This window comes from Tritonibacter scottomollicae, assembly GCF_032924845.1.
Lineage (GTDB): Bacteria > Pseudomonadota > Alphaproteobacteria > Rhodobacterales > Rhodobacteraceae > Epibacterium > Epibacterium scottomollicae.
Map to the genome: position 1 here is coordinate 1,177,087 of NZ_CP136704.1, position 18,705 is coordinate 1,195,791.

The following is an 18,705-nucleotide window of genomic DNA, read 5'->3' on the forward strand; positions in this document are numbered from 1 at the left end:
GTGCGGTGCGGTCTTAGGCAAGCAATGGCTCCGATTTGATCGGGGCCTTTTGCGTTGCGGGCCCCTTTGGTTCGGCATGTCCTCTCACTTAGTCCGATGCGGCGACCACAGACGTGGCGATCGTTGATGCGCGGCAATCATTTTCCCGCCGTCGAAATAGGCAATGCTGCCGCTCGCGCGTAGCTGGGCCGGAGTGAGCCAGTCGCAGCCACCATCGGGCCGATCAGCCGCAACTGTCAGCACGATGACTTCCTCTCGTAGACAGGTCGCCTTAAGCTGAGCCAACCCTGTATTGCCGATCACATGGATAAACCGACGCCCCTGCCATTCCAGCGTCTGAACGCGTGCCGAGCTTTCACCCTGCCCGCGCGCAAAGGCGCGTTCCTGATCGACGCCATCGCCATCATTCTCCAGCCATATCCCGGCGACAAAGCTCTTGCCGCGCGCACGCGACAGGGCACGGCCGTCCTGTGTCATCACTCCGATCAGGCCGCCATCCGCAGCGATCAGCACCTGCGGGCGTTGCGACTGCGGCCAGGCCAGCAGCGCAATGCAGACTGGCACCACGCCCAGCCAGCGAAGCCGTCCTTGCCACAGCAGGACCAGCAATGCGCCTGAGATCAGAACCGGAAGGATCCAGTCATCCGGCGCCACAACATAGCCACGTGCGCCCGGCCATCGTGCGACTGTTTCGGCCACAGTGAGGATCCAGCCGATCCCTTGCGACATGATCCAGAACCCAACGCCGCTTGCCCCGATGGGCGCGAGGCAGATTGCAAGAACCGCGCCGGGCACCACCACTGCGCCCATGAACGGCACCGCTGCCAAATTCGCAATCAAGCCATAGTGCGAGACCATGTTGAAATGCGCCGCGCCAAAGGGCGCAGTTGCCAGTCCCGCAACAAGCGAGGACAGCACCAACCCCGCACACCAGCGCCATAAGGTCGTCCATGAGCCGCCGCGTCCCGCCGCAAAGAGCGGTTGCACTCCCCGGAACACCACGACAAGCGCCAATGTTGCCGAGAAACTCATCTGAAACCCGGCGCTCAACAGGCTCTCTGGTCGACGCAAGAGCACCAGAATCGCTGCCAGTGCCACGGCCCGTACCGAAATGGCGCGCCGGTCCAGTACCACTGCGACCAACATGACGGCGACCATGAGAAAAGCCCGCTCGGTCGCGATATTCGCACCCGACAGCAGCAAATAGCCAAAACTCGCCACCAACGCAAAAAAAGCTGCGATTTTCTTGATTGGCCAACGGAGTGCGATGATCGGCGACAATGCAAAGGCGCGGCGCAGACTGGCAAAGATCACTCCGGCGAACAGTCCCATATGAAGGCCGGATATTGCGAGCAGATGCGCCAGATTGCTGGCGCGCAACGCATCCGTGACAGCACGCGGCACATGGGCTCGATCACCAGTGATCAGCGCCGCACCGACACCGCCGGTCCGGTCGGGCATGGCAATGCGCACCCACTCAGACACCTGTGTGCGCAGCGTTGCGATGGGTAACGCCTCCGGCCTCTGCGTGCGCAGAACCGGCACGCGAGTATATCCGACAGCGCCGAGCTGCAAAAACCAAGCATGGCGACGAAAATCAAATCCACCGGGTTCCGCAGGCCCTTGCGGCGGGGATAAATGCGCCGTCGTCATGACCCAGTCCCCGGGGGCCGGCGCCGTACCTTGCATCAGGGAGACCCGGACCCGCGCCGGGGTACGTGCCGGGGAGACATCATCCAGCCGCACATGTCGCAGCGTGATCCGCACCGCATCCGAGGCAGAGCGATCGACCGCGACCACCTGCCCCTCAACCGCGCCATAGTATCGAAACGTCAGAACCGGCGCGCCAATCTGATGCGCCCGTCCGCCCATGTAGCTGAACCCAAGCCCCACCAGGATCAAGGCGGCAGCCAGCAAACCAAAACCGTCGCCCCGCCGCGCTGGCCAGATGAGCAGGCCACACCCGAGAAGAACAATGCCATACTGTCGAAGATCAGGTTCTGCCGGGGCGATAAAATACAGCCCGATGCCAAGACCAAAGAACACCGGAACCCAAGGGAACAAATGCCCCCTCTGGGCCTGCAACACTGCATCTAGGGCGCTCAGGATGCGCACGCTTGCTCCCTGCCTTCTGGCTCGGTACACAGGCGACAAACGTAGGCCCTCCAAGGTTTCCAAAAGGTAAATGCCCCACATGTCCCAACCGGTCGTCACCCGCTTCGCCCCCTCTCCCACCGGCTTTCTGCACATCGGCGGCGCGCGCACCGCGCTGTTCAACTGGCTCTATGCCCGGGGCCGTGGCGGCAAGTTCCTGCTGCGGATCGAAGACACCGACCGGGCACGCTCCACACCCGAAGCCACCGCCGCCATTCTGCAGGGCATGGCTTGGCTGGGCCTGGATCACGACGGCGAAGTGGTGAGCCAGTTTGAGGGTGCCGCACGTCATGCGGAGGTGGCCAATCAACTGCTGACCGAGGGCAAAGCCTACAAGTGTTTCTCCACGCAGGAAGAAATCGCCGCCTTTCGCGATGCCGCAAAGGCCGAAGGCAAATCGACCCTGTTTCAGTCCCCGTGGCGTGATAGGCCCGCGTCTGAGCATCCTGACGCACCCTATGTCATCCGCATCAAGGCACCGCGTGATGGCGACACCGTGATCCGGGACGAGGTGCAGGGCGATGTGACCATCAAAAATACGCAACTGGACGACATGATCCTGCTGCGCTCCGATGGCTCGCCTGTCTATATGCTGGCGGTGGTTGTGGACGATCACGACATGGGCGTGACCCATGTGATCCGGGGTGACGATCACCTCAATAATGCGGCGCGCCAGATGATGATCTATCAGGCGATGGGGTGGGACGTGCCGGTCTGGGCACATATTCCGCTCATTCATGGACCGGATGGTAAAAAATTGTCGAAGCGTCACGGGGCGCTCGGGGCGCAGGAATACCAGGCGATGGGCTACCCGGCGGCGGGCATGCGCAACTACCTGGCGCGTCTTGGCTGGTCCCATGGGGATGACGAGTTCTTTACCGATGCACAGGCCAAAGAATGGTTTGACCTCAGTGGAATCGGCAAAAGCCCGGCCCGATTTGACACCAAGAAATTGGAGAGCCTTTGCGGCCAACATATTGCAATTGCTGATGATGCTGCGTTGCGGCAGGAAATCGAAGCCTATCTTGCGGCTGCCGATCAGCCCGCTCTGAGTGACGTACAGTCACGCGGGCTCGAAGCAGCCATGCACTGCCTCAAGGACCGGGCGAAGACCTTCCCTGAACTCCTTGAAAAAGCGCATTTTGTGCTTGCTTCACGCCCATTGGAGCGGGATGCAAAGGCGGAAAAAGCACTTGATCCTGTATCCCTTGGTATACTGACTGAATTGACGCCGCATCTGCAAAATGCTAGCTGGACGCGAGACGAACTTGAGGCCGCCCTGAATGAATTTGCCGCGGCCAAAGATACGAAGTTTGGCAAATTGGCTGGCCCCCTTCGGGCTGTGCTTGCAGGCCGCGCGGTAACGCCTTCGGTCTTCGATATGATGATTTGCCTGGGCCGGGATGAAACTCTGGCCCGGCTCAAGGACGTAACAGGCTGATTGCCCGCTGGGATCTGACGTTAAGATCTGGGTAAGCCCGTTCGGATAGGACTTCGCCTGCACTATAATCGGTGCGGGCGCCCCGCTGCGCGGGACGGGCCACCCGCCCTCTCTGCGCCTGTAACAGGAAGGGACATCTATGACCGACACACAGAAAACTGCCCAGCTCAGCCTGAATGGTGAGACTTACGAGCTTCCCATCTTCTCGCCGACGGCGGGGCCCGATGTTCTGGACATCCGCAAACTCTACGCTCAGGCGGGCGTCTTCACCTATGACCCGGGCTTCACCTCCACGGCGAGCTGTGACAGCACGATCACCTATATCGACGGCAACGAAGGCGTGCTGCTGCATCGTGGCTATCCGATCGACCAGCTGGCGGGGAAATCCCACTATCTGGAGGTCTGCTACCTGCTGCTCTACGGTGAGTTGCCGACCGCGACCCAGCTTGAGGATTTTGAAACCCGTGTGACCCGTCACACCATGGTCCACGAGCAGATGCACAACTTCTTCCGCGGCTTCCGCCGTGATGCGCATCCGATGGCGACTATGGTTGGCGTGGTTGGTGCAATGTCCGCCTTCTACCACGACTCCACCGACATCGCAGATCCGTGGCAGCGTGAGGTCGCGGCAATTCGCCTGATCGCCAAGCTGCCCACCATTGCAGCGATGGCCTATAAATACTCCATCGGTCAGCCGTTTGTGTATCCGCGCAACGATCTGGATTACGCGGCGAACTTCCTGCACATGTGCTTCTCGGTTCCGGCGGAAGACTACAATGTCGACCCGATCCTCGCCCGTGCCATGGACCGGATCTTCACCCTGCATGCGGACCACGAACAGAACGCATCGACCTCGACCGTGCGTCTGGCCTCCTCGTCCGGGGCCAACCCGTTCGCCTGTATCGCAGCTGGCATCGCCTGCCTCTGGGGTCCTGCACACGGTGGCGCCAACCAGGCCTGCCTGGAAATGCTCAAGGAAATTGGTTCGGTCGAGAATATTCCGGAGTATATCGAACGCGCCAAGGACAAGAACGATCCGTTCCGTCTGATGGGCTTTGGTCACCGCGTCTACAAGAACACCGACCCGCGCGCCAAGGTGCTGAAGCAATCCGCCGATGAGGTTCTCGAACTGCTGGGTGTCGAAGACAATCCGCTCCTGCAGGTCGCCAAGGAGCTGGAGCGCACCGCGCTGAACGACCCTTACTTCATTGAGAAGAAGCTGTTCCCGAACGTCGACTTCTACTCGGGTATCATCCTCGAGGCGATGGGCTTCCCGACCTCCATGTTCACGCCGATCTTTGCGCTGTCGCGCACCGTCGGCTGGATCTCCCAGTGGAAAGAAATGATCGGCGACCCTCAGAACAAGATCGGCCGTCCGCGTCAGCTCTATCTGGGTGAAACGCCGCGCAATTACGTGGATATCGAAAACCGCTAAGTTCGGTTCCTTTGATTTACCAAGACCCCGTCCGGCTTTCCGGGCGGGGTTTTTCTGTGCTGCCCCCTGTTCCAGCTAAAATGGTCGCCGCAAAAACCGGTCAGTCGCCATTGTTGTGAAAACGGAAACTTTGAGTTTTCCTAAATGAAGCATTAAATTGACCCTTTTTTGGTTTTTTGCAGTAAACAGATCGTAAATTTGAGGGTCCACGACACGGACTCAATTCCGTATTTCGATTTTGGCTTGGTGCCTCAATCGTACTCATGAGGTAGTACAATGTTGCTGATGGCATTGATTGGATCGCTGGCAGTTGTTGGCGCCTTCGTCGCGTTTGACGGCGATGATGATGGAAACAACGACGAGGTTGGCACCGGTGATGATCCCGTTGAAAAAGTGGACGTCAACACCGCGTTGCTCGGCACGGACGACACTGACCTCATGTTCGGGACGGACGGTGCAGACCAGATCTCGCTTGGTGACGGCGATGACAGAGGGTTTGGTGGCGCGGGCGACGATACAATCAACGGTGACGCCGGCGCAGATGCGCTTTGGGGCAACGAAGGGTCGGACGACCTTTACGGCAACGACGGAACCGATGACATGTATGGTGGCTCCGGTGACGACTTCATCTCGGGCGGTGCCGGCGCTGACATCCAGGAAGGCGGCGCTGGCAATGACCGGATGACCGGCGGCAGCGGTCTGGACGTCATGATGGGCGGCGACGATGACGATGTCATGAACGGCAGCCTTGGCCAGGATTACCTGCAGGGTGATGCGGGCGACGACAGCCTGAATGGCGGCTACGGCAGCGACGGGCTGCATGGTGGTATCGGATCCGATACGCTGGACGGTGGCGCGGGCAACGACCTTCTGAATGGCGGCACAACTGAGCTTGACCCCAGCCGTTCCTCCCCGATCACCTTGCGCCAGGACTTCCTTGAGGGCGAGCGCGTCAATACCGTCGGCGATCAAAGCTATCGCATCGTGGATGATGGAAACCGCGATGTGCTGATTGGCGGCGACGGCGATGATCGGCTGATTGGTGGTGCCGGTGACGAACTGACCGGCGGCGACGGGGATGACCGCTTCGAGGTCGGCTACTGGCTGGAGGCCGGAGACCGCGCGACCATCAACGACTTCAACGTGGATGAAGACGTGATGCTCTATCGCTACGCCGGCGATGTCGCGCCCGAATTGGCACATGACACCGTGCTCAACTCCGATGGCACCACCGATGTGGAAGTCACCGCCAATGGCGAGGTCGTGGCCTATCTTGAGAATGTCGGTGACGGTTTTGATCCCGAAAGCCACCTGATCCTGCGTCAGAGCACGGCGGCCTGATCGCACGAGCACCATATGTGCTTAGAATGAAAAAAGCCGCCCCGGTTGGAGCGGCTTTTTTAGTGGCCTGCAGTTATGCGCGCGATCAGCGCCCTTCGAAATCCGGTTTGCGCTTTTCAACAAAAGCGGTGACGCCTTCCATAAAGTCACGACTACGGCCCAGCTCCCCTTGAAGATGCGCCTCCAGCGACAACTGATCCGGCAGGCTGTTGCCCGTCGACTGACGCAGCGCCTGCTTAATGGCGCCAAAGGCCATTGAGGGGCCGGTGGCCAGATAGGTGGCGCGCGCTTGCCAATGGGCTTCAAACTCCTCATCCGGGATCGCTTCCCAGATCATGCCCCAATCGCTCGCCTGACGGGCCGAGATCTTGTCGGCAAACAAGGCCGCGCCCATCGCCTTGGCCAGCCCCATTTGACGCGGCAGGAACCAGCTGCCCCCCGCATCCGGCATCAGACCGATCTTGGCAAAGGCCTGCAGGAAGTAGGCGCTCTCCGTGGCAATCACCACATCCGCCGCCAGCGCAAGGTTGGCCCCTGCCCCCGCAGCCGGTCCGTTTACCGCCGAAATCGTCGGCACGGGGCAATCGTAGATCGCCTCCAGCATCGGGGTATATTCATCGCGCAGGGTCCGCTCCAGATCAATCTGGCTGCCACTGGAGGACGCGTCCTTGAGGTCTTGGCCGGTACAGAACGCGCTGCCCGCCCCAGTGAGCACCACCGCCCGCGCTTCGGTGGCGGCGGCCTTCATCGCATGGGTGATTTCCGCCCGCATCTGGCTGGTCAGCGCATTCATGCTCTGCGGGCGGTTCAACGTGACGGTCGCCAGCCCGTTGTCGAGAGAATACTGGATGTCGCGGTAGTCCATGCGTGAAATGTCCCTGTTCGATTTATACGCATGTTGACCTAAGCATCCGGGGTCGAAAAGACAAACGCCGCGTCAGGCAATATCGGGATTTTCCTGCGGTTTCCGGCGTTCCGCAAGATCGGACATCAGCGCCAGCCCATGCGGATCCATCGCCACCTCCACCCTGGCATAGTTGGAGCCGTCGCGATCACGGGTCAAAAGCTGCATCTCGACCAGGCTGCGACGAACCTGAGCCGCGTCCCGAAACAGGGTTTCCTTGTCGATCAGGGCGCTGATTTCGCGCTCGGTCCAGCTCTGGCGCGCGGGCAGTCGCGCCCAGATCACCCAGAGGCACAGCTCGCGCACGCCGCGTTTGGTCGGCCAGCTCTGCCAGCGTCCGCGCTCGTCGAAATAGCGTGCCGCGCGTTCGATACGCTTGCGGTCGATTTCCGGGCCGGGCGGGTTCTGGCTGCGCAGCTGTTGAAAATTGCGGTAGCCCGCCGCGCGCGCCACATGGTTCAGCATTTCCACATGGCCGGGGCTTTCGGGAAGGTTGGCACGCAGCTGTTTGGCAAAACCCGACACATCGGGAATGGTCAGACGGATCACATCCTTGGACATCATGTCCTCCGTTTTCAGGATGCCTGACATGGCCTGCGCCATGCGGATGTCCGCCCTTGTCCAGAGGCACCCCGATTGGGAGTCCAATGACGTCAAAAAACTCGCAGGTTTAGCGCGTGGCGGAGCCTTGGTGAACTGCAGACCAAAGCCTGCTTAGCAAATCCCGCAGATCCCGGCAATCCATCACGCGCACGCACACGGGCGCACTCACTCGTCGAGAATTTCCTTCAGCCGCGCCTGCTCGGTCTCGCTCAGCCCACGGTCTTCCGGCGCACCACCCGCAACAGAGCGTTTGCGCAGATACATCAGCGCCACCGCCAGGGCCAGCACCAGCATCATCGGCCCCGCGGCCCACAGCAGCCAATTGGCCCCGCGGGTGGTCGGTTTCAGCAGCACATATTCACCGTAGCGATCCACGATGAAATCCATCGCCTCATCATTGCTGTCGCCCGCAACAAGTCGCTCGCGCACCAGCAGCCGCAGATCACGGGCTAGATCGGCGTTGGACTCGTCGATGTTCTCATTGCGACAGACCAGGCAACGCAGCCCCTTGGAGAGGTCGCGCGCCCGTTCTTCCAGCACCGGATCCTCCAGCACCTCGTCCGGCTGCACCGCAAGCGCGGGCGTCATCGACAGCAGCATCACCGCCATCACGGCCTTGAACATGCGGATCATTCTGCCGGCACCCCCTGTGCGGTGGGCTTCTTCGCCCCGGCGGCAACGCGGAAACGGCGGTCCGAAAGGCTCAGCAGGCCGCCAAGCGCCATCAGCAGGCAGCCGCCCCAGATCCAGTTGGCAAAGGGCTTGATATAGGTGCGCATGGTAAAGCCACCGCCCGCCTGCGCATCGCCGATCACCACGTAGAGATCACGGGTGAAGCGGTAATCGATTGCCGCCTCGGTGGTGGGCATCTGCGCCACCGGGTAGACGCGCTTTTCCGGGCGAAGGGTTGCGATGTCACGACCGTTGCGGGTCACCTCGACCACGCCCATTGTGGTAAAGTAGTTGGGGCCGCGCCCCTCCTCCACATCGGTCAGCACCATCTGGTAAGGGCCGACATCGAAGGGCTCGTTGAGGTTGGCCACCCGGATGTCCTCGGTCTGCCAGGCGGTCAGACCCGCGATCGCAAAGATCGTCACGCCCATGCCCGCATGTGCAACTGATTTGCCCCAGTCAGCCCGTGGCAGCCGCATCAAGCGTGCCAGCTTGTCTGATCGTCCGGCGCGCTGCCACAGATCCATCGCGGCCCCGCTGACGATCCAGGCACCCAACAAGGCCCCCACCGGCCCCAGCAGGCTCTTGTCGGCCTGCATCGCCCAGATCAGCCCCGCAAGCGCCAGCGACAGAGCCGCCGCATAACGCAGCCTCCAGAGCGTCTTGCCAAATTTCGCGCGCTTCCACGGCAATACTGAGCCCACCGGCAGCAACAGACCGAGCGCCACCATGAAGGGCGGGAAGGCGGCGTTGAAGAACGGCGCCCCAACCGACAGTTTCCGGTCAAAGGCCATCTCGGCCACAACCGGCCAGAGGGTGCCGACAAAGACCACGAAGCAGCTCACTGCAAGCAACAGGTTGTTGGCCACCAGCGCGCTTTCCCGGCTGACCATGGAGAACACGCCCTTGGCCTCCATCGCCTGTGCACGCTGCGCAAACAGCGCCAATGCACCGCCGGTAAAGAATGCCATGATCGCCAGAATCACCACGCCGCGTTCTGGATCATTGGCGAACGCATGCACCGAGGTCAGCAAGCCAGAGCGCACGATGAACGTGCCGATCAGCGAGAAGCCAAAGGCGAGGATCGCTAGCAGGATGGTCCAGCTTTTAAGGCTCTCGCGCTTTTCCACCACGATAGCCGAATGCAGCAACGCGGCGGACAGCAGCCACGGCATGAAGGAGGCATTCTCCACCGGGTCCCAGAACCAGAAACCGCCCCAGCCAAGTTCGTAATAGGCCCACCAGGACCCGAGCGCGATGCCGATGGTCAGGAAGATCCAGGCCGCCAGGGTCCAGGGCCGCACCCAACGGCCCCACGCGGCATCCACGCGGCCCTCGATCAGGGCGGCAACCGCAAAGGAGAACGCCATCGAGAGGCCAACATAGCCGAGGTAGAGAAACGGCGGGTGAAACGCGAGACCGGGATCCTGCAACAGCGGGTTGAGATCCTGCCCGTCAAACGGCGGATTTCCAAGCCGCAGGAAGGGGTTGGAGGTAAACAAGATAAACCCGAAAAAGGCCACACCGATGGAGGCCTGCACACTCAGCACCCGCGCCTTGAGCGTTGGCGGCAGCCCGCCGCCCCAGATCGAGGCCGCAGCGCCAAACAGGCTGACGATCAGCACCCAGAGCAGCATGGAGCCTTCGTGGTTCCCCCATGTACCGGAGATCTTGTAGAGCATCGGCTTGGCGGAGTGGCTGTTGAGCGTCACCAACCGCACCGAGAAATCCGAGGTCACAAAGGCCCAGGTCAGCGCACCAAAGGAAAAGGCGGTGAACAGGAACTGTGCCTGTGCAGCGGGTTCCGCCACCGCCATCCATCCGGGCCAGCGTTTATGCGCACCGATCAGGGGCACGACCGTCTGCACGATGGCGATCATGAAGGCGAGGATGAGGGCGAAGTGACCAAGTTCTGTAATCATACCTGTTTCTATATCCGCGACGCCCGCCCACGCCAATCACATTTGCCCGCGTCCCGCCGCCGCAGGCAGATGCGGTTCACGCGTCGCGCTCTTGATGCCATTCGGCCAGGGCCGGATTGCTATGGCTTTGGTTTTCCTTCGTATTTGCAGATCCTCGCGCGACATCTCCAAGCTGTTCGATGTTGTGAACCGCCTGTGGCACCCGCGCGAGGCTGCGCGCGATGCCTTCTTGAAAGGCCTGCGTTTTTGCCTGGCTGCGTGCTCCGAAATAGAATGACACGACGATCCCCAGAAGCCACCACAGAGGTTCCGGCACCAAGGCGATGCCCTGCATGCGTGCGGCGAACCACAGCGGGTCTACCATCGCCGCGACCATCAGCCCCAGCGTGCCGAGCGCCAGCATCGGGCGTGGCAGCCGGTTCACCCCGTCGATAAACCGATCAAAGCCGCTCTTGTGCGTGCCCGAAAATTCCGCCGCGAATTGTGCCAATGCGGCGCCCTGAAGGTCATGGGCGCGCACGGCGGCCTGTTCGCTGTTTTCGCGAAACACCTCGACTGTCTCGCGGATCACATTGCGGCGATTGCCAAAGAGCATCTCCCAAAGCGTTGACAACATGAAACCTCCTCAGCGCCAGTTGGCCGTGCGGGATTGAAACTCTTCCGTGCTCAGGTGGTAGCGCGGGGCGATGAATTCCTCGGCACGGCGTATCCAGCCGCCCTTGCCGCCCGCCCGCGTGCGGGCATATTTGCGACTGCGCGGGCGACGGTCGGCAAGGTCGAAGTAGTAGTTGCGCCGGGCGATCCCGTAGGCGTTGACCAGCGCCTCCATGTTGATGCGCCCTGCTGTCTGTGTCGCCTTGGCGGTTTGCGGTCCCATCGCCCCGTCGACCGCAACGTCATATCCCATGTCGCACAAGAGCCGCTGAAGGATGCGCACCGCGTTTGCGCCCGCATTGACATGCATATCAAACACGCCGGCCTGTAGTGGTTCGGGCAGCAGATGCAGGCGCGGGCGACGAAAATACTCGCGCAGGAAAATCGCTTCTGCCTCGCTTGGCTCCACCGCTTTGACGTCACGCGTGTCAATCTGTCCGTCGCCGGTCAGATCCAGGCCAAGCCGTCGCAGGGTGTGAATGGTCACGCCATGATTGGTCGCCCCGCCCGGATCATCGGGATCATTCACATAACCGCCTTCGCGGGCGACGATTTCTCGGGCAATTTGGGCCACATCCATGCCGGGGTCTCCACCAATGGTTTGGTAGAGACACTAGCTATGAGGGTTTGAGATCCGGTGCGCGGAGCGTACGGCGACGACGCAACACTCAGCTGTCGTCGCCTTGATAGACCCCCTGCGCCTTGAGCGCATCCACGACCTCTTTGGGCATGTAGGTCTCATCATGTTTGGCAAGGATTTCAGAGGCTTGAAAGACACCATCAACGTAGCGCCCGGTGCCCACCATGCCCTGGTTTTCCTCAAACAGATCCGGCAACACGCCGGTGAATGTCACCGGCACGCTGGCACCTCCATCGGTTACTGAAAACAGCACTGCCTCTCCCTGGCCTCTGGTCAGCGTCCCTTCCTCGACCAGACCACCAATGCGGAATGTCTCGGTCGGCTGCGGTGGCTCATCCATCACTTGGCTCGGCGAGCGGAAGTAATTGATCCCATCGCGCATCGCATAGCCGATCAACACGGTGGACCCCACCAATGCGACAGTCGCAAGCGCTATGACCTGGATTCGCCGCTGCTTTTTCAGGGACTTCATCTGGACCTCTTGTTCAAGGGAACAGCGGCGCCATCATCAGCCCGGCTGTTTCCTGTTCACCTAACATCAGGTTGGCATTCTGCAAGGCCTGACCGCTGCTACCTTTTGTCAGGTTATCCAGCGCCGCGATGACGATGGCACGACCCGAAATCCGGTCTGCGGTCACACCGATATGCACGAAGTTGGAGCCGCGTACGTGATGGGTCGAGGGCGCCTGACCAAAGGGCAGCAGCTCCACGAAAGGCTCATCCGCATAGGCCTTGGCAAAGGTCTGATAGATCGCTTCCGCATCCCCCTTGACGTAGGTGGTGGCCAGAATGCCCCGGTTGGCGGGGATCAGATGCGGAGTGAACTGGATCTGCACGGGCCGCCCCGCCAGAGCGGAGAATTCCTGCTCGAACTCGCCCTGATGCCGGTGGGTGCCGCCGATCGCATAGGCGTTGCAGCCCTCGCTCAACTCTGCATGCAGCAGGTTTTCCTTGAGCGCCCGCCCGGCGCCGGATACCGCGCATTTCATGTCGATGATGATCTCATCAAGGTCGATGACGCCGGCAGAAATCAGCGGCCGCAGCGCGAACTGCCCGGTGGCGGCGTTGCAGCCCGTCCCTGCCACAAGCCGCGCGTCCTTGATCTGGTCGCGGTAGAACTCCGTGAGGCCGTAGACCGCTTCTTCTTGCTGGGCCAGAGCCGCATGCGGGTTGCCGTACCATTGCTGATAGGCATCCGGATCGCGCAGCCGGAAATCCGCCGACAGGTCAACGATCTTCAGATCCGCTGGCAGCTTGGCGATCACCTCTTGGCTGGTCTTATGCGGCAGCGCGCAGAAACACAGGTTGATCTTGGAGAAGTCGATTTCCTCGATCTTACAGAGGGTTGGAAGGGAAAGATGACGCAGATGCGGGAAGACATCCGCCATCTTCATCCCGGCCTTGCGCTCAGCGCCGAGGGCGGCAATCTCGATGGATGGGTGCTGGGAAATCAGCCGGATCAGTTCGGCGCCGGTGTAGCCGGATGCGCCAAGAATTGCGACGGAATGGGTCATGTCGAGACCTCGAATTTTATATGTGTCAGGGGGTGTCTGCATCTCGTGCAGACCGAAAATCAGGTTGGGCGTGAGGTTAAGAGCACTCAGGCCGCTGCAAAAGTGATTTCTCGTCGCAGGAACTGGGTGGCCCGGCTGCTGACCCGTGCGGCATCGCCCGTGGTCACATAGCCGGCCTCTCCACCGCCGACCATGTCGGGGCGCCGTTCAAGATAATGCGCAAGGCTGTCGGCCACTAGGCGACCCTGGCTGAACACCTGCACATCCGCGCCAAGCGCCTCCTGAAAGATCGCCTCCATCAGCGGGTAATGGGTGCAGCCGAGGATCGCGGCCTCGGGTTTCGGCATCTTGCGCTGCAGCGCGTCGACGTGGCTCTTGACCAGTGCCTCGGCCAGGATCATGTCGCCTTCTTCGATGGCATCGACCACGCCGCCACAGGCCTGCGCCTCCACGTCAACGCCGATCGCCCGGAAGGCCAACTCGCGCTGAAAGGCACGGCTGGCGACGGTGGCCGGGGTTGCAAACAGTGCGACATGCTGCACCGCGACCTCGCGCGGCGGCGAATTGTCGCCCCACTGGCGTTCGGTCAGCGCCTCGATTAGCGGCACAAACACGCCGAGCACGCGCTTGCCCTCGGGCACACCCGCCTCCTGCATCCGGCGCAGGGCTGCGGCCGAGGCGGTGTTGCAGGCGAGGATCACCAGATTGCAGCCGCGATTCCACATGTCATGCACCGCAGCGCTGGTCAGCTGGTAGATGTCTTCCGCATCGCGCACACCGTAAGGCGCGTGCGAATTGTCGCCGTAGTACAAGAAATCGACGTCCGGCAGACGTTTCTGCACCGCGTCCAGAACCGTCAACCCGCCGAGGCCGGAATCAAAAATGCCAACTGCCATGCCACACTGCCTCTCAGCGAGGGCCGTTCAGGCCCTGTGTTTGTCTTCGAACTCAAACCCGTAGTCATAGGATTTGAGCGGTGTCGGAGACAGCTCATACGTGGCTTTGCGCAGGAAATCCATCATTGCTTTGGAGTCCTTGGCCAGCGGGTCCAGTACGTCCCGCCCGATGGGATCGCCGATCACCACCCGCACGGGCGTGTCGACGCGTTTGCGGAACTCCTTGATCAGCAACCCCATGCGCAGGGTGTAATGCAAATGCGAGGCGATCTGGAACAGGCGCGAGGTATGCCCGTCGAAATACAACGGCACCACAACCGCATCGGATTTCGCCACCATCCGCGCGGTAAATCCCCGCCAACCCGGATCCATCGGATGCGCAAACGGTTTAGACGCGGTCGAGACCGTGCCGCCCGGAAAGATCCCGATCGCGCCACCCTGCCCCAGATACTCCAGCGCGTCCTTGCGGGTCTGCAGATTGACCTTCATCGCCTCTTTTGTTTCGGCAAAATCGATCGGCAGGATCACCTTGTTCAGATCCTCCGCCTTGCGAAACACCTGATGTGCCAGCATGCGGAAATCGCCGCGGCTGCGCGACAGGATATGCCCCATCATCAGCCCGTCTAGGATGCCGTAGGGGTGATTGGCGATCAGGATCACCGGCTTGTCCTGCGGGATATTGTCGAGGCTGCCGCCGGTCACGTCGAGCGTCAGCCCGTAGCGTTCCACGATCACATCCCAGAAGCTGCGCCCCGAGGCGACCTCGGAATCATAGCCCTTGGCCCGCTTGATCAGACGCAGGCGGCCGGTGGTGTTTTCCATCAGGCGGATCATGATGCGTCCCGGCCGCGTTTCCGCAGAATGGGAGTAGGAGATATCACGAGCGATGTGCCGACGCTCAAGCATGTCTTTGAGGTCTCCGTAAAGACAAGGGATATAACACCTGCATGACAGGCGCCCGACCACCTAAGGCCGGGCGCGCATATTGCATAGGCTTGGTAACAGCTTCATGACGTGTGCCATAGCCACAGTGGCCTGTAGGCCACTATTCCGCTGCAGCCTTCAGCGGCGTTGTGCCCTGCTTCAGGGCGATCAGCAGCTCCTCGCGACGCTTGGCCGCCTGCGTTTCGCTCTGCATCTTCACCGGACCAAAGCCGCGGATCTGCAGGGGCAACTCCGCCAGGGCAACCAGCGCATCCATGTCGACGCTCTCCGCCTGCGGCAGCCAGGTCTTCATGTCGGATTCATACTGTTTGATCAGCGCCCGCTCCATCTTGCGTTCGGCGGTGTAGCCAAAGACGTCCAGCGGCGTGCCACGCAGACCTTTCAGCTTGGCCAGAAGACGGAACAGCCGCTCCGTGCCGGGGCCGAACTTGCGCTTTTTCGGACGCCCATTGGCATCCTTGCCGCCCAGCAACGGCGGCGCGAGGTTGAAGGAGATCTTCAGATCGCCGTCAAATTCCGCCTCAGCCTTTTCCCGGCTGCTCAGCAGCAGGCGCGCAACCTCATATTCATCCTTGTAGGACAAGAGCTTGTGATAGCCTTTCGCCACTGCTTCCTTGAGCCGCGGATCGGAGACACCCGCCACCAACTTCTCATAGCGCTTTGCCAAACGCTCGCCTTGATAGTCGACCAGCTGTGCGCGGCGATAGGCGATCTTGTCGTCCAGCGATTGCGGCAGCGCCACCACGCTCGGCTCCAAGAGTTTCGCCGCGTCTTGCGGGTACAGCACCGCCCAGCGGCCGATATCGAAAGCGCGCAGGTTCTTCTCGACCGCAGCTCCATTCAGCTCGATCGCCTGTTTCAGCGCCTCATAGGACACCGGGATCAACCCTCGCTGCCAGGCCGCGCCAAAGACCATCATGTTGGAAAAGATCGAATCCCCCATGCTGATGCGCGCCAGCTCTGAGGCGTCAAACAGGTCGACCCGGTCGCGCATCCGCGCCTGAAGTGCGACCTGCAACCTATCGCTTGGCAAAGCAAAATCGGTATTCCGGGTAAACTCTCCCGTGATGATCTCATGGCTGTTCACCACCGCGCCCGTGCGCCCGGTGGAGGTCAGACCGAGGGTCTTGGCCCCCGCGCTCACCACCAGATCGCCGCCGATCAGCGCGTGCGCCTCGCCGGTGGCGACGCGGATGGCGCTGATGTCGGAGGGCCGCTCGGCAATGCGGCAATGGATATGCACCGCGCCGCCCTTTTGAGCGAGGCCTGCCATTTCCATCATGCCAGCGCCCTTGCCATCGATCTGGGCGGCCTGTGCCAGCACCGCGCCGATGGTCACAACGCCGGTGCCGCCAACGCCGGTGATCACCACGTTATGGGTGCCGTTGATCGCGGGCAGTTGCGGGTCGGGCAGCTCCGGCAGCTCCAGACTGGCGGTTGCGCTCTTCTTGATCTTAGCGCCCTCAACGCTGAGGAACGACGGGCAAAACCCGTTGACGCAAGAGAAATCCTTATTGCAGCTGGACTGGTCGATGGCGCGCTTGCGGCCCAGTTCGGTCTCTTTCGGTACGATCGACACACAGTTCGACTGCACGCCGCAATCGCCGCAGCCCTCGCAGACATCAGAGTTGATGAACACGCGCTGGTCCGGGTCCGGGAACAGGCCCTTCTTGCGGCGGCGGCGTTTTTCGGCCGCGCAGGTCTGGATGTAGATAATGGCGGAGACGCCGCCCACTTCCTCGAACTCGCGCTGGACCTTCATCAGTTCGGCCCGCTCATGCATCCGCATGCCGGCGGGGAACTGGCTGGCGTCCACGCCTTCCTTCTGGTCATAGACCACGGCAATGGTCTTCACCCCCATGGCGGTCAGCTCATGGGCGATCTGCGGCGCAGTGAGGCCGCCTTCGGCCTGCTGGCCACCGGTCATTGCCACGGCGTCATTATAGAGGATCTTATAGGTGATATTGGTGCCTTCGGCGAGCGCCGCGCGGATCGCCATCACCCCGGAGTGGTTGTAAGTTCCGTCGCCAAGGTTCTGAAATACATGATTTCTTTTGGAGAACGGCGCTTCGCCAATCCAGTTCGCACCTTCACCGCCCATATGGGTAAAGCCAACGGTTTCGCGGTCCATCCACTGCACCATGAAGTGACAGCCGATCCCGGCATAGGCCCGTGAGCCATCCGGCAGCTTGGTGGAGGAGTTATGCGGGCAGCCGGAGCAGAAATACGGCAGCCGCGCGGCGATTTCCTCGGCATTGTCGGCCCGTTTGGCATCGTCGAGCGAGGCAAGACCGGCGCGGATCGCCTCGGTGTCACGGCCTTCTTCGATCAGGATATTGCCCAGTTTTTCGGCAATCATGATCGGGTCGAGCGCATATTTTGTCGGGAACAGCTCCTCGCGGTGCATGGTGCCCGCGCCGCCCTTGTACCAGCCGTAGACACGACGCCCGCGCCGATCATCAAAGATCGCTTCCTTGATCTGGATCTCGATCAGCTTGCGCTTTTCTTCGACCACCACGATCAGGTCGAGCCCTTCGGCCCACTCATTGAATCCTTTCATGTCCATCGGCCAGGTCTGGCCCACCTTATAGGTGGTGATGCCAAGGCGATCAGCCATGTTTTCATCGATATTCAAAAGGCTTAGCGCGTGAACCAGATCCAGCCAGTTCTTACCCGCCGCAACAAAGCCGATCTTGGCGCCAGGCTTGCCCCAGACGCGCTTGTCCATCTTGTTGGCATGGCTGAATGCCTCGGCGGCAAAACGTTTGTAGTCGATGATGCGGTCTTCCTGGCGGAAACGGTCATCGTCGAGACGGATGTTCAGACCATCTGCCGGCATGTCGAACTGCGGCGCCGACACTTGCACCCGGTCGGGATCTCCGTCCACCACCGAGGTCACCTCGATGGTGTCTTTCATCGTCTTCAGGCCAACCCAGAGACCGGAAAACCGGGACAAAGCATAGCCATAGATGCCGTAGTCAAGGATTTCCTGCACCCCTGCCGGGCTGACGATCGGCAGGTAACAATCCAGCAAGGACCATTCCGACTGATGCAGCACGGTGGAGCTTTCGCCGGTGTGGTCATCGCCCATGGCGACCAAAACCCCGCCGTGTTTTGAAGAGCCGGCCATATTGGCATGGCGTAGCGCATCGCCGGAGCGATCAACGCCCGGGCCCTTGCCATACCACAGGCCAAATACCCCGTCGTATTTGCCCTCATCGCGAATCTCAGCCTGCTGCGCCCCCCAGAGCGCGGTGACGGCGAGATCCTCGTTGAGACCGTATTGGAATGTCACGTCGGACTGCGTCAGCAGTTTCTCCGCCCGCTTCATCTGCATGTCGACAGCGCCGAGCGGCGAGCCGCGATAGCCGGTGACCAGCCCTGCCGTGTTCAGCCCGGCGGCCACGTCGCGCGCCTTCTGCATCAGCATCAGACGCACAAGCGCCTGCGTGCCATTCAGCAGAATGGGCGACTTTTCGAGATCATAACGGTCATTGAGCGAGATCTTTTGCGTGCTCATCCGGTCCTCCTCAACCATGACTTGCTTGCATTTTGGATCCAATAATAGGTCATAAATGCTGACC

At 61.2% G+C, this 18,705-nt stretch carries 15 protein-coding genes; 3 read left to right on the top strand and 12 right to left on the bottom strand.

Annotated features, from left to right (window positions below; translation table 11 throughout):
• Nucleotides 1-84 precede the first annotated feature (84 nt).
• Nucleotides 85-2,115 (bottom strand): ComEC/Rec2 family competence protein, encoded by a 2,031-nt coding sequence (locus tag R1T40_RS06175; protein ID WP_317386258.1) that lies wholly within the window; start codon nt 2,113-2,115, stop codon nt 85-87.
• 79 nt (nt 2,116-2,194) lie between these two features.
• On the opposite strand from R1T40_RS06175, the gene gltX reads away from it, so the two are divergent.
• The 3 genes from gltX to R1T40_RS06190 all read left to right on the top strand — a co-directional run bounded on the left by gltX (nt 2,195) and on the right by R1T40_RS06190 (nt 6,371).
• Nucleotides 2,195-3,595, top strand: coding sequence for a glutamate--tRNA ligase (gene gltX, locus R1T40_RS06180; RefSeq protein ID WP_317386259.1), 1,401 nt, complete (start codon nt 2,195-2,197; stop codon nt 3,593-3,595).
• Nucleotides 3,596-3,734: 139 nt separating this feature from the next.
• Nucleotides 3,735-5,030: a citrate synthase gene (gltA, locus tag R1T40_RS06185; protein WP_106163584.1), complete on the top strand. Its 1,296-nt coding sequence runs from the start codon at nt 3,735-3,737 to the stop codon at nt 5,028-5,030.
• 276 nt (nt 5,031-5,306) lie between these two features.
• Nucleotides 5,307-6,371: a calcium-binding protein gene (locus R1T40_RS06190; protein ID WP_317386260.1), complete on the top strand. Its 1,065-nt coding sequence runs from the start codon at nt 5,307-5,309 to the stop codon at nt 6,369-6,371.
• A gap of 85 nt (nt 6,372-6,456) precedes the next feature.
• Here the strand turns inward: R1T40_RS06190 and R1T40_RS06195 are convergent, their stop codons facing one another.
• The 11 genes from R1T40_RS06195 to R1T40_RS06245 form a co-directional block, all read right to left on the bottom strand.
• Nucleotides 6,457-7,236 (bottom strand): enoyl-CoA hydratase-related protein, encoded by a 780-nt coding sequence (locus tag R1T40_RS06195; RefSeq protein ID WP_317386261.1) that lies wholly within the window; start codon nt 7,234-7,236, stop codon nt 6,457-6,459.
• Nucleotides 7,237-7,308: 72 nt separating this feature from the next.
• Nucleotides 7,309-7,878, bottom strand: a complete 570-nt coding sequence (locus R1T40_RS06200; protein ID WP_317386262.1) for a DUF2087 domain-containing protein — start codon at nt 7,876-7,878, stop codon at nt 7,309-7,311.
• Nucleotides 7,879-8,043: 165 nt separating this feature from the next.
• Nucleotides 8,044-8,511: a cytochrome c-type biogenesis protein gene (locus R1T40_RS06205; protein ID WP_317386263.1), complete on the bottom strand. Its 468-nt coding sequence runs from the start codon at nt 8,509-8,511 to the stop codon at nt 8,044-8,046.
• Nucleotides 8,508-10,472: a heme lyase CcmF/NrfE family subunit gene (locus R1T40_RS06210; RefSeq protein ID WP_317386264.1), complete on the bottom strand. Its 1,965-nt coding sequence runs from the start codon at nt 10,470-10,472 to the stop codon at nt 8,508-8,510. Before R1T40_RS06210 ends, R1T40_RS06205 begins: the two co-directional genes overlap by 4 nt.
• Before the next feature lie 76 nt (nt 10,473-10,548).
• Nucleotides 10,549-11,088, bottom strand: a complete 540-nt coding sequence (locus R1T40_RS06215; RefSeq protein ID WP_317386265.1) for a holin family protein — start codon at nt 11,086-11,088, stop codon at nt 10,549-10,551.
• Between the two features lie 9 nt (nt 11,089-11,097).
• Nucleotides 11,098-11,706, bottom strand: coding sequence for a holin-associated N-acetylmuramidase (locus tag R1T40_RS06220; protein ID WP_317386266.1), 609 nt, complete (start codon nt 11,704-11,706; stop codon nt 11,098-11,100).
• An 88-nt stretch (nt 11,707-11,794) separates the two neighbouring features.
• Complete coding sequence (gene ccmE / locus R1T40_RS06225) at nt 11,795-12,238, bottom strand: cytochrome c maturation protein CcmE (RefSeq protein WP_106163577.1); 444 nt, start codon at nt 12,236-12,238, stop codon at nt 11,795-11,797.
• A 13-nt stretch (nt 12,239-12,251) separates the two neighbouring features.
• On the bottom strand, nt 12,252-13,280 hold the full coding sequence (gene argC, locus R1T40_RS06230; protein ID WP_317386267.1) for an N-acetyl-gamma-glutamyl-phosphate reductase: 1,029 nt from the start codon (nt 13,278-13,280) through the stop codon (nt 12,252-12,254).
• Nucleotides 13,281-13,366: 86 nt separating this feature from the next.
• Nucleotides 13,367-14,176 (bottom strand): glutamate racemase, encoded by an 810-nt coding sequence (murI, locus tag R1T40_RS06235; RefSeq protein WP_317386268.1) that lies wholly within the window; start codon nt 14,174-14,176, stop codon nt 13,367-13,369.
• A 27-nt stretch (nt 14,177-14,203) separates the two neighbouring features.
• A complete protein-coding gene (locus R1T40_RS06240) occupies nt 14,204-15,082 on the bottom strand; it encodes a lysophospholipid acyltransferase family protein (RefSeq protein ID WP_317386269.1) in 879 nt (292 codons plus the stop codon).
• Between the two features lie 139 nt (nt 15,083-15,221).
• Entirely contained in the window at nt 15,222-18,659 is a 3,438-nt protein-coding gene (locus R1T40_RS06245; protein ID WP_317386270.1) for an indolepyruvate ferredoxin oxidoreductase family protein, read from the bottom strand.
• Between the last annotated feature and the right edge of the window lie 46 nt (nt 18,660-18,705).

What these genes read in the sequence shown, in the direction of transcription:
- R1T40_RS06205 (WP_317386263.1), bottom strand. Translation starts at nt 8,511, where the DNA reads ATGATCCGCATGTTCAAGGCCGTGATGGCGGTGATGCTGCTGTCGATG.
- R1T40_RS06190 (WP_317386260.1), top strand. Translation starts at nt 5,307, where the DNA reads ATGTTGCTGATGGCATTGATTGGATCGCTGGCAGTTGTTGGCGCCTTC.
- R1T40_RS06220 (WP_317386266.1), bottom strand. Translation starts at nt 11,706, where the DNA reads ATGGATGTGGCCCAAATTGCCCGAGAAATCGTCGCCCGCGAAGGCGGT.
- murI (WP_317386268.1), bottom strand. Translation starts at nt 14,176, where the DNA reads ATGGCAGTTGGCATTTTTGATTCCGGCCTCGGCGGGTTGACGGTTCTG.
- R1T40_RS06240 (WP_317386269.1), bottom strand. Translation starts at nt 15,082, where the DNA reads ATGCTTGAGCGTCGGCACATCGCTCGTGATATCTCCTACTCCCATTCT.
- gltA (WP_106163584.1), top strand. Translation starts at nt 3,735, where the DNA reads ATGACCGACACACAGAAAACTGCCCAGCTCAGCCTGAATGGTGAGACT.
- R1T40_RS06210 (WP_317386264.1), bottom strand. Translation starts at nt 10,472, where the DNA reads ATGATTACAGAACTTGGTCACTTCGCCCTCATCCTCGCCTTCATGATC.
- argC (WP_317386267.1), bottom strand. Translation starts at nt 13,280, where the DNA reads ATGACCCATTCCGTCGCAATTCTTGGCGCATCCGGCTACACCGGCGCC.
- R1T40_RS06215 (WP_317386265.1), bottom strand. Translation starts at nt 11,088, where the DNA reads ATGTTGTCAACGCTTTGGGAGATGCTCTTTGGCAATCGCCGCAATGTG.
- ccmE (WP_106163577.1), bottom strand. Translation starts at nt 12,238, where the DNA reads ATGAAGTCCCTGAAAAAGCAGCGGCGAATCCAGGTCATAGCGCTTGCG.
- R1T40_RS06200 (WP_317386262.1), bottom strand. Translation starts at nt 7,878, where the DNA reads ATGGCGCAGGCCATGTCAGGCATCCTGAAAACGGAGGACATGATGTCC.
- gltX (WP_317386259.1), top strand. Translation starts at nt 2,195, where the DNA reads ATGTCCCAACCGGTCGTCACCCGCTTCGCCCCCTCTCCCACCGGCTTT.
- R1T40_RS06245 (WP_317386270.1), bottom strand. Translation starts at nt 18,659, where the DNA reads ATGGTTGAGGAGGACCGGATGAGCACGCAAAAGATCTCGCTCAATGAC.
- R1T40_RS06195 (WP_317386261.1), bottom strand. Translation starts at nt 7,236, where the DNA reads ATGGACTACCGCGACATCCAGTATTCTCTCGACAACGGGCTGGCGACC.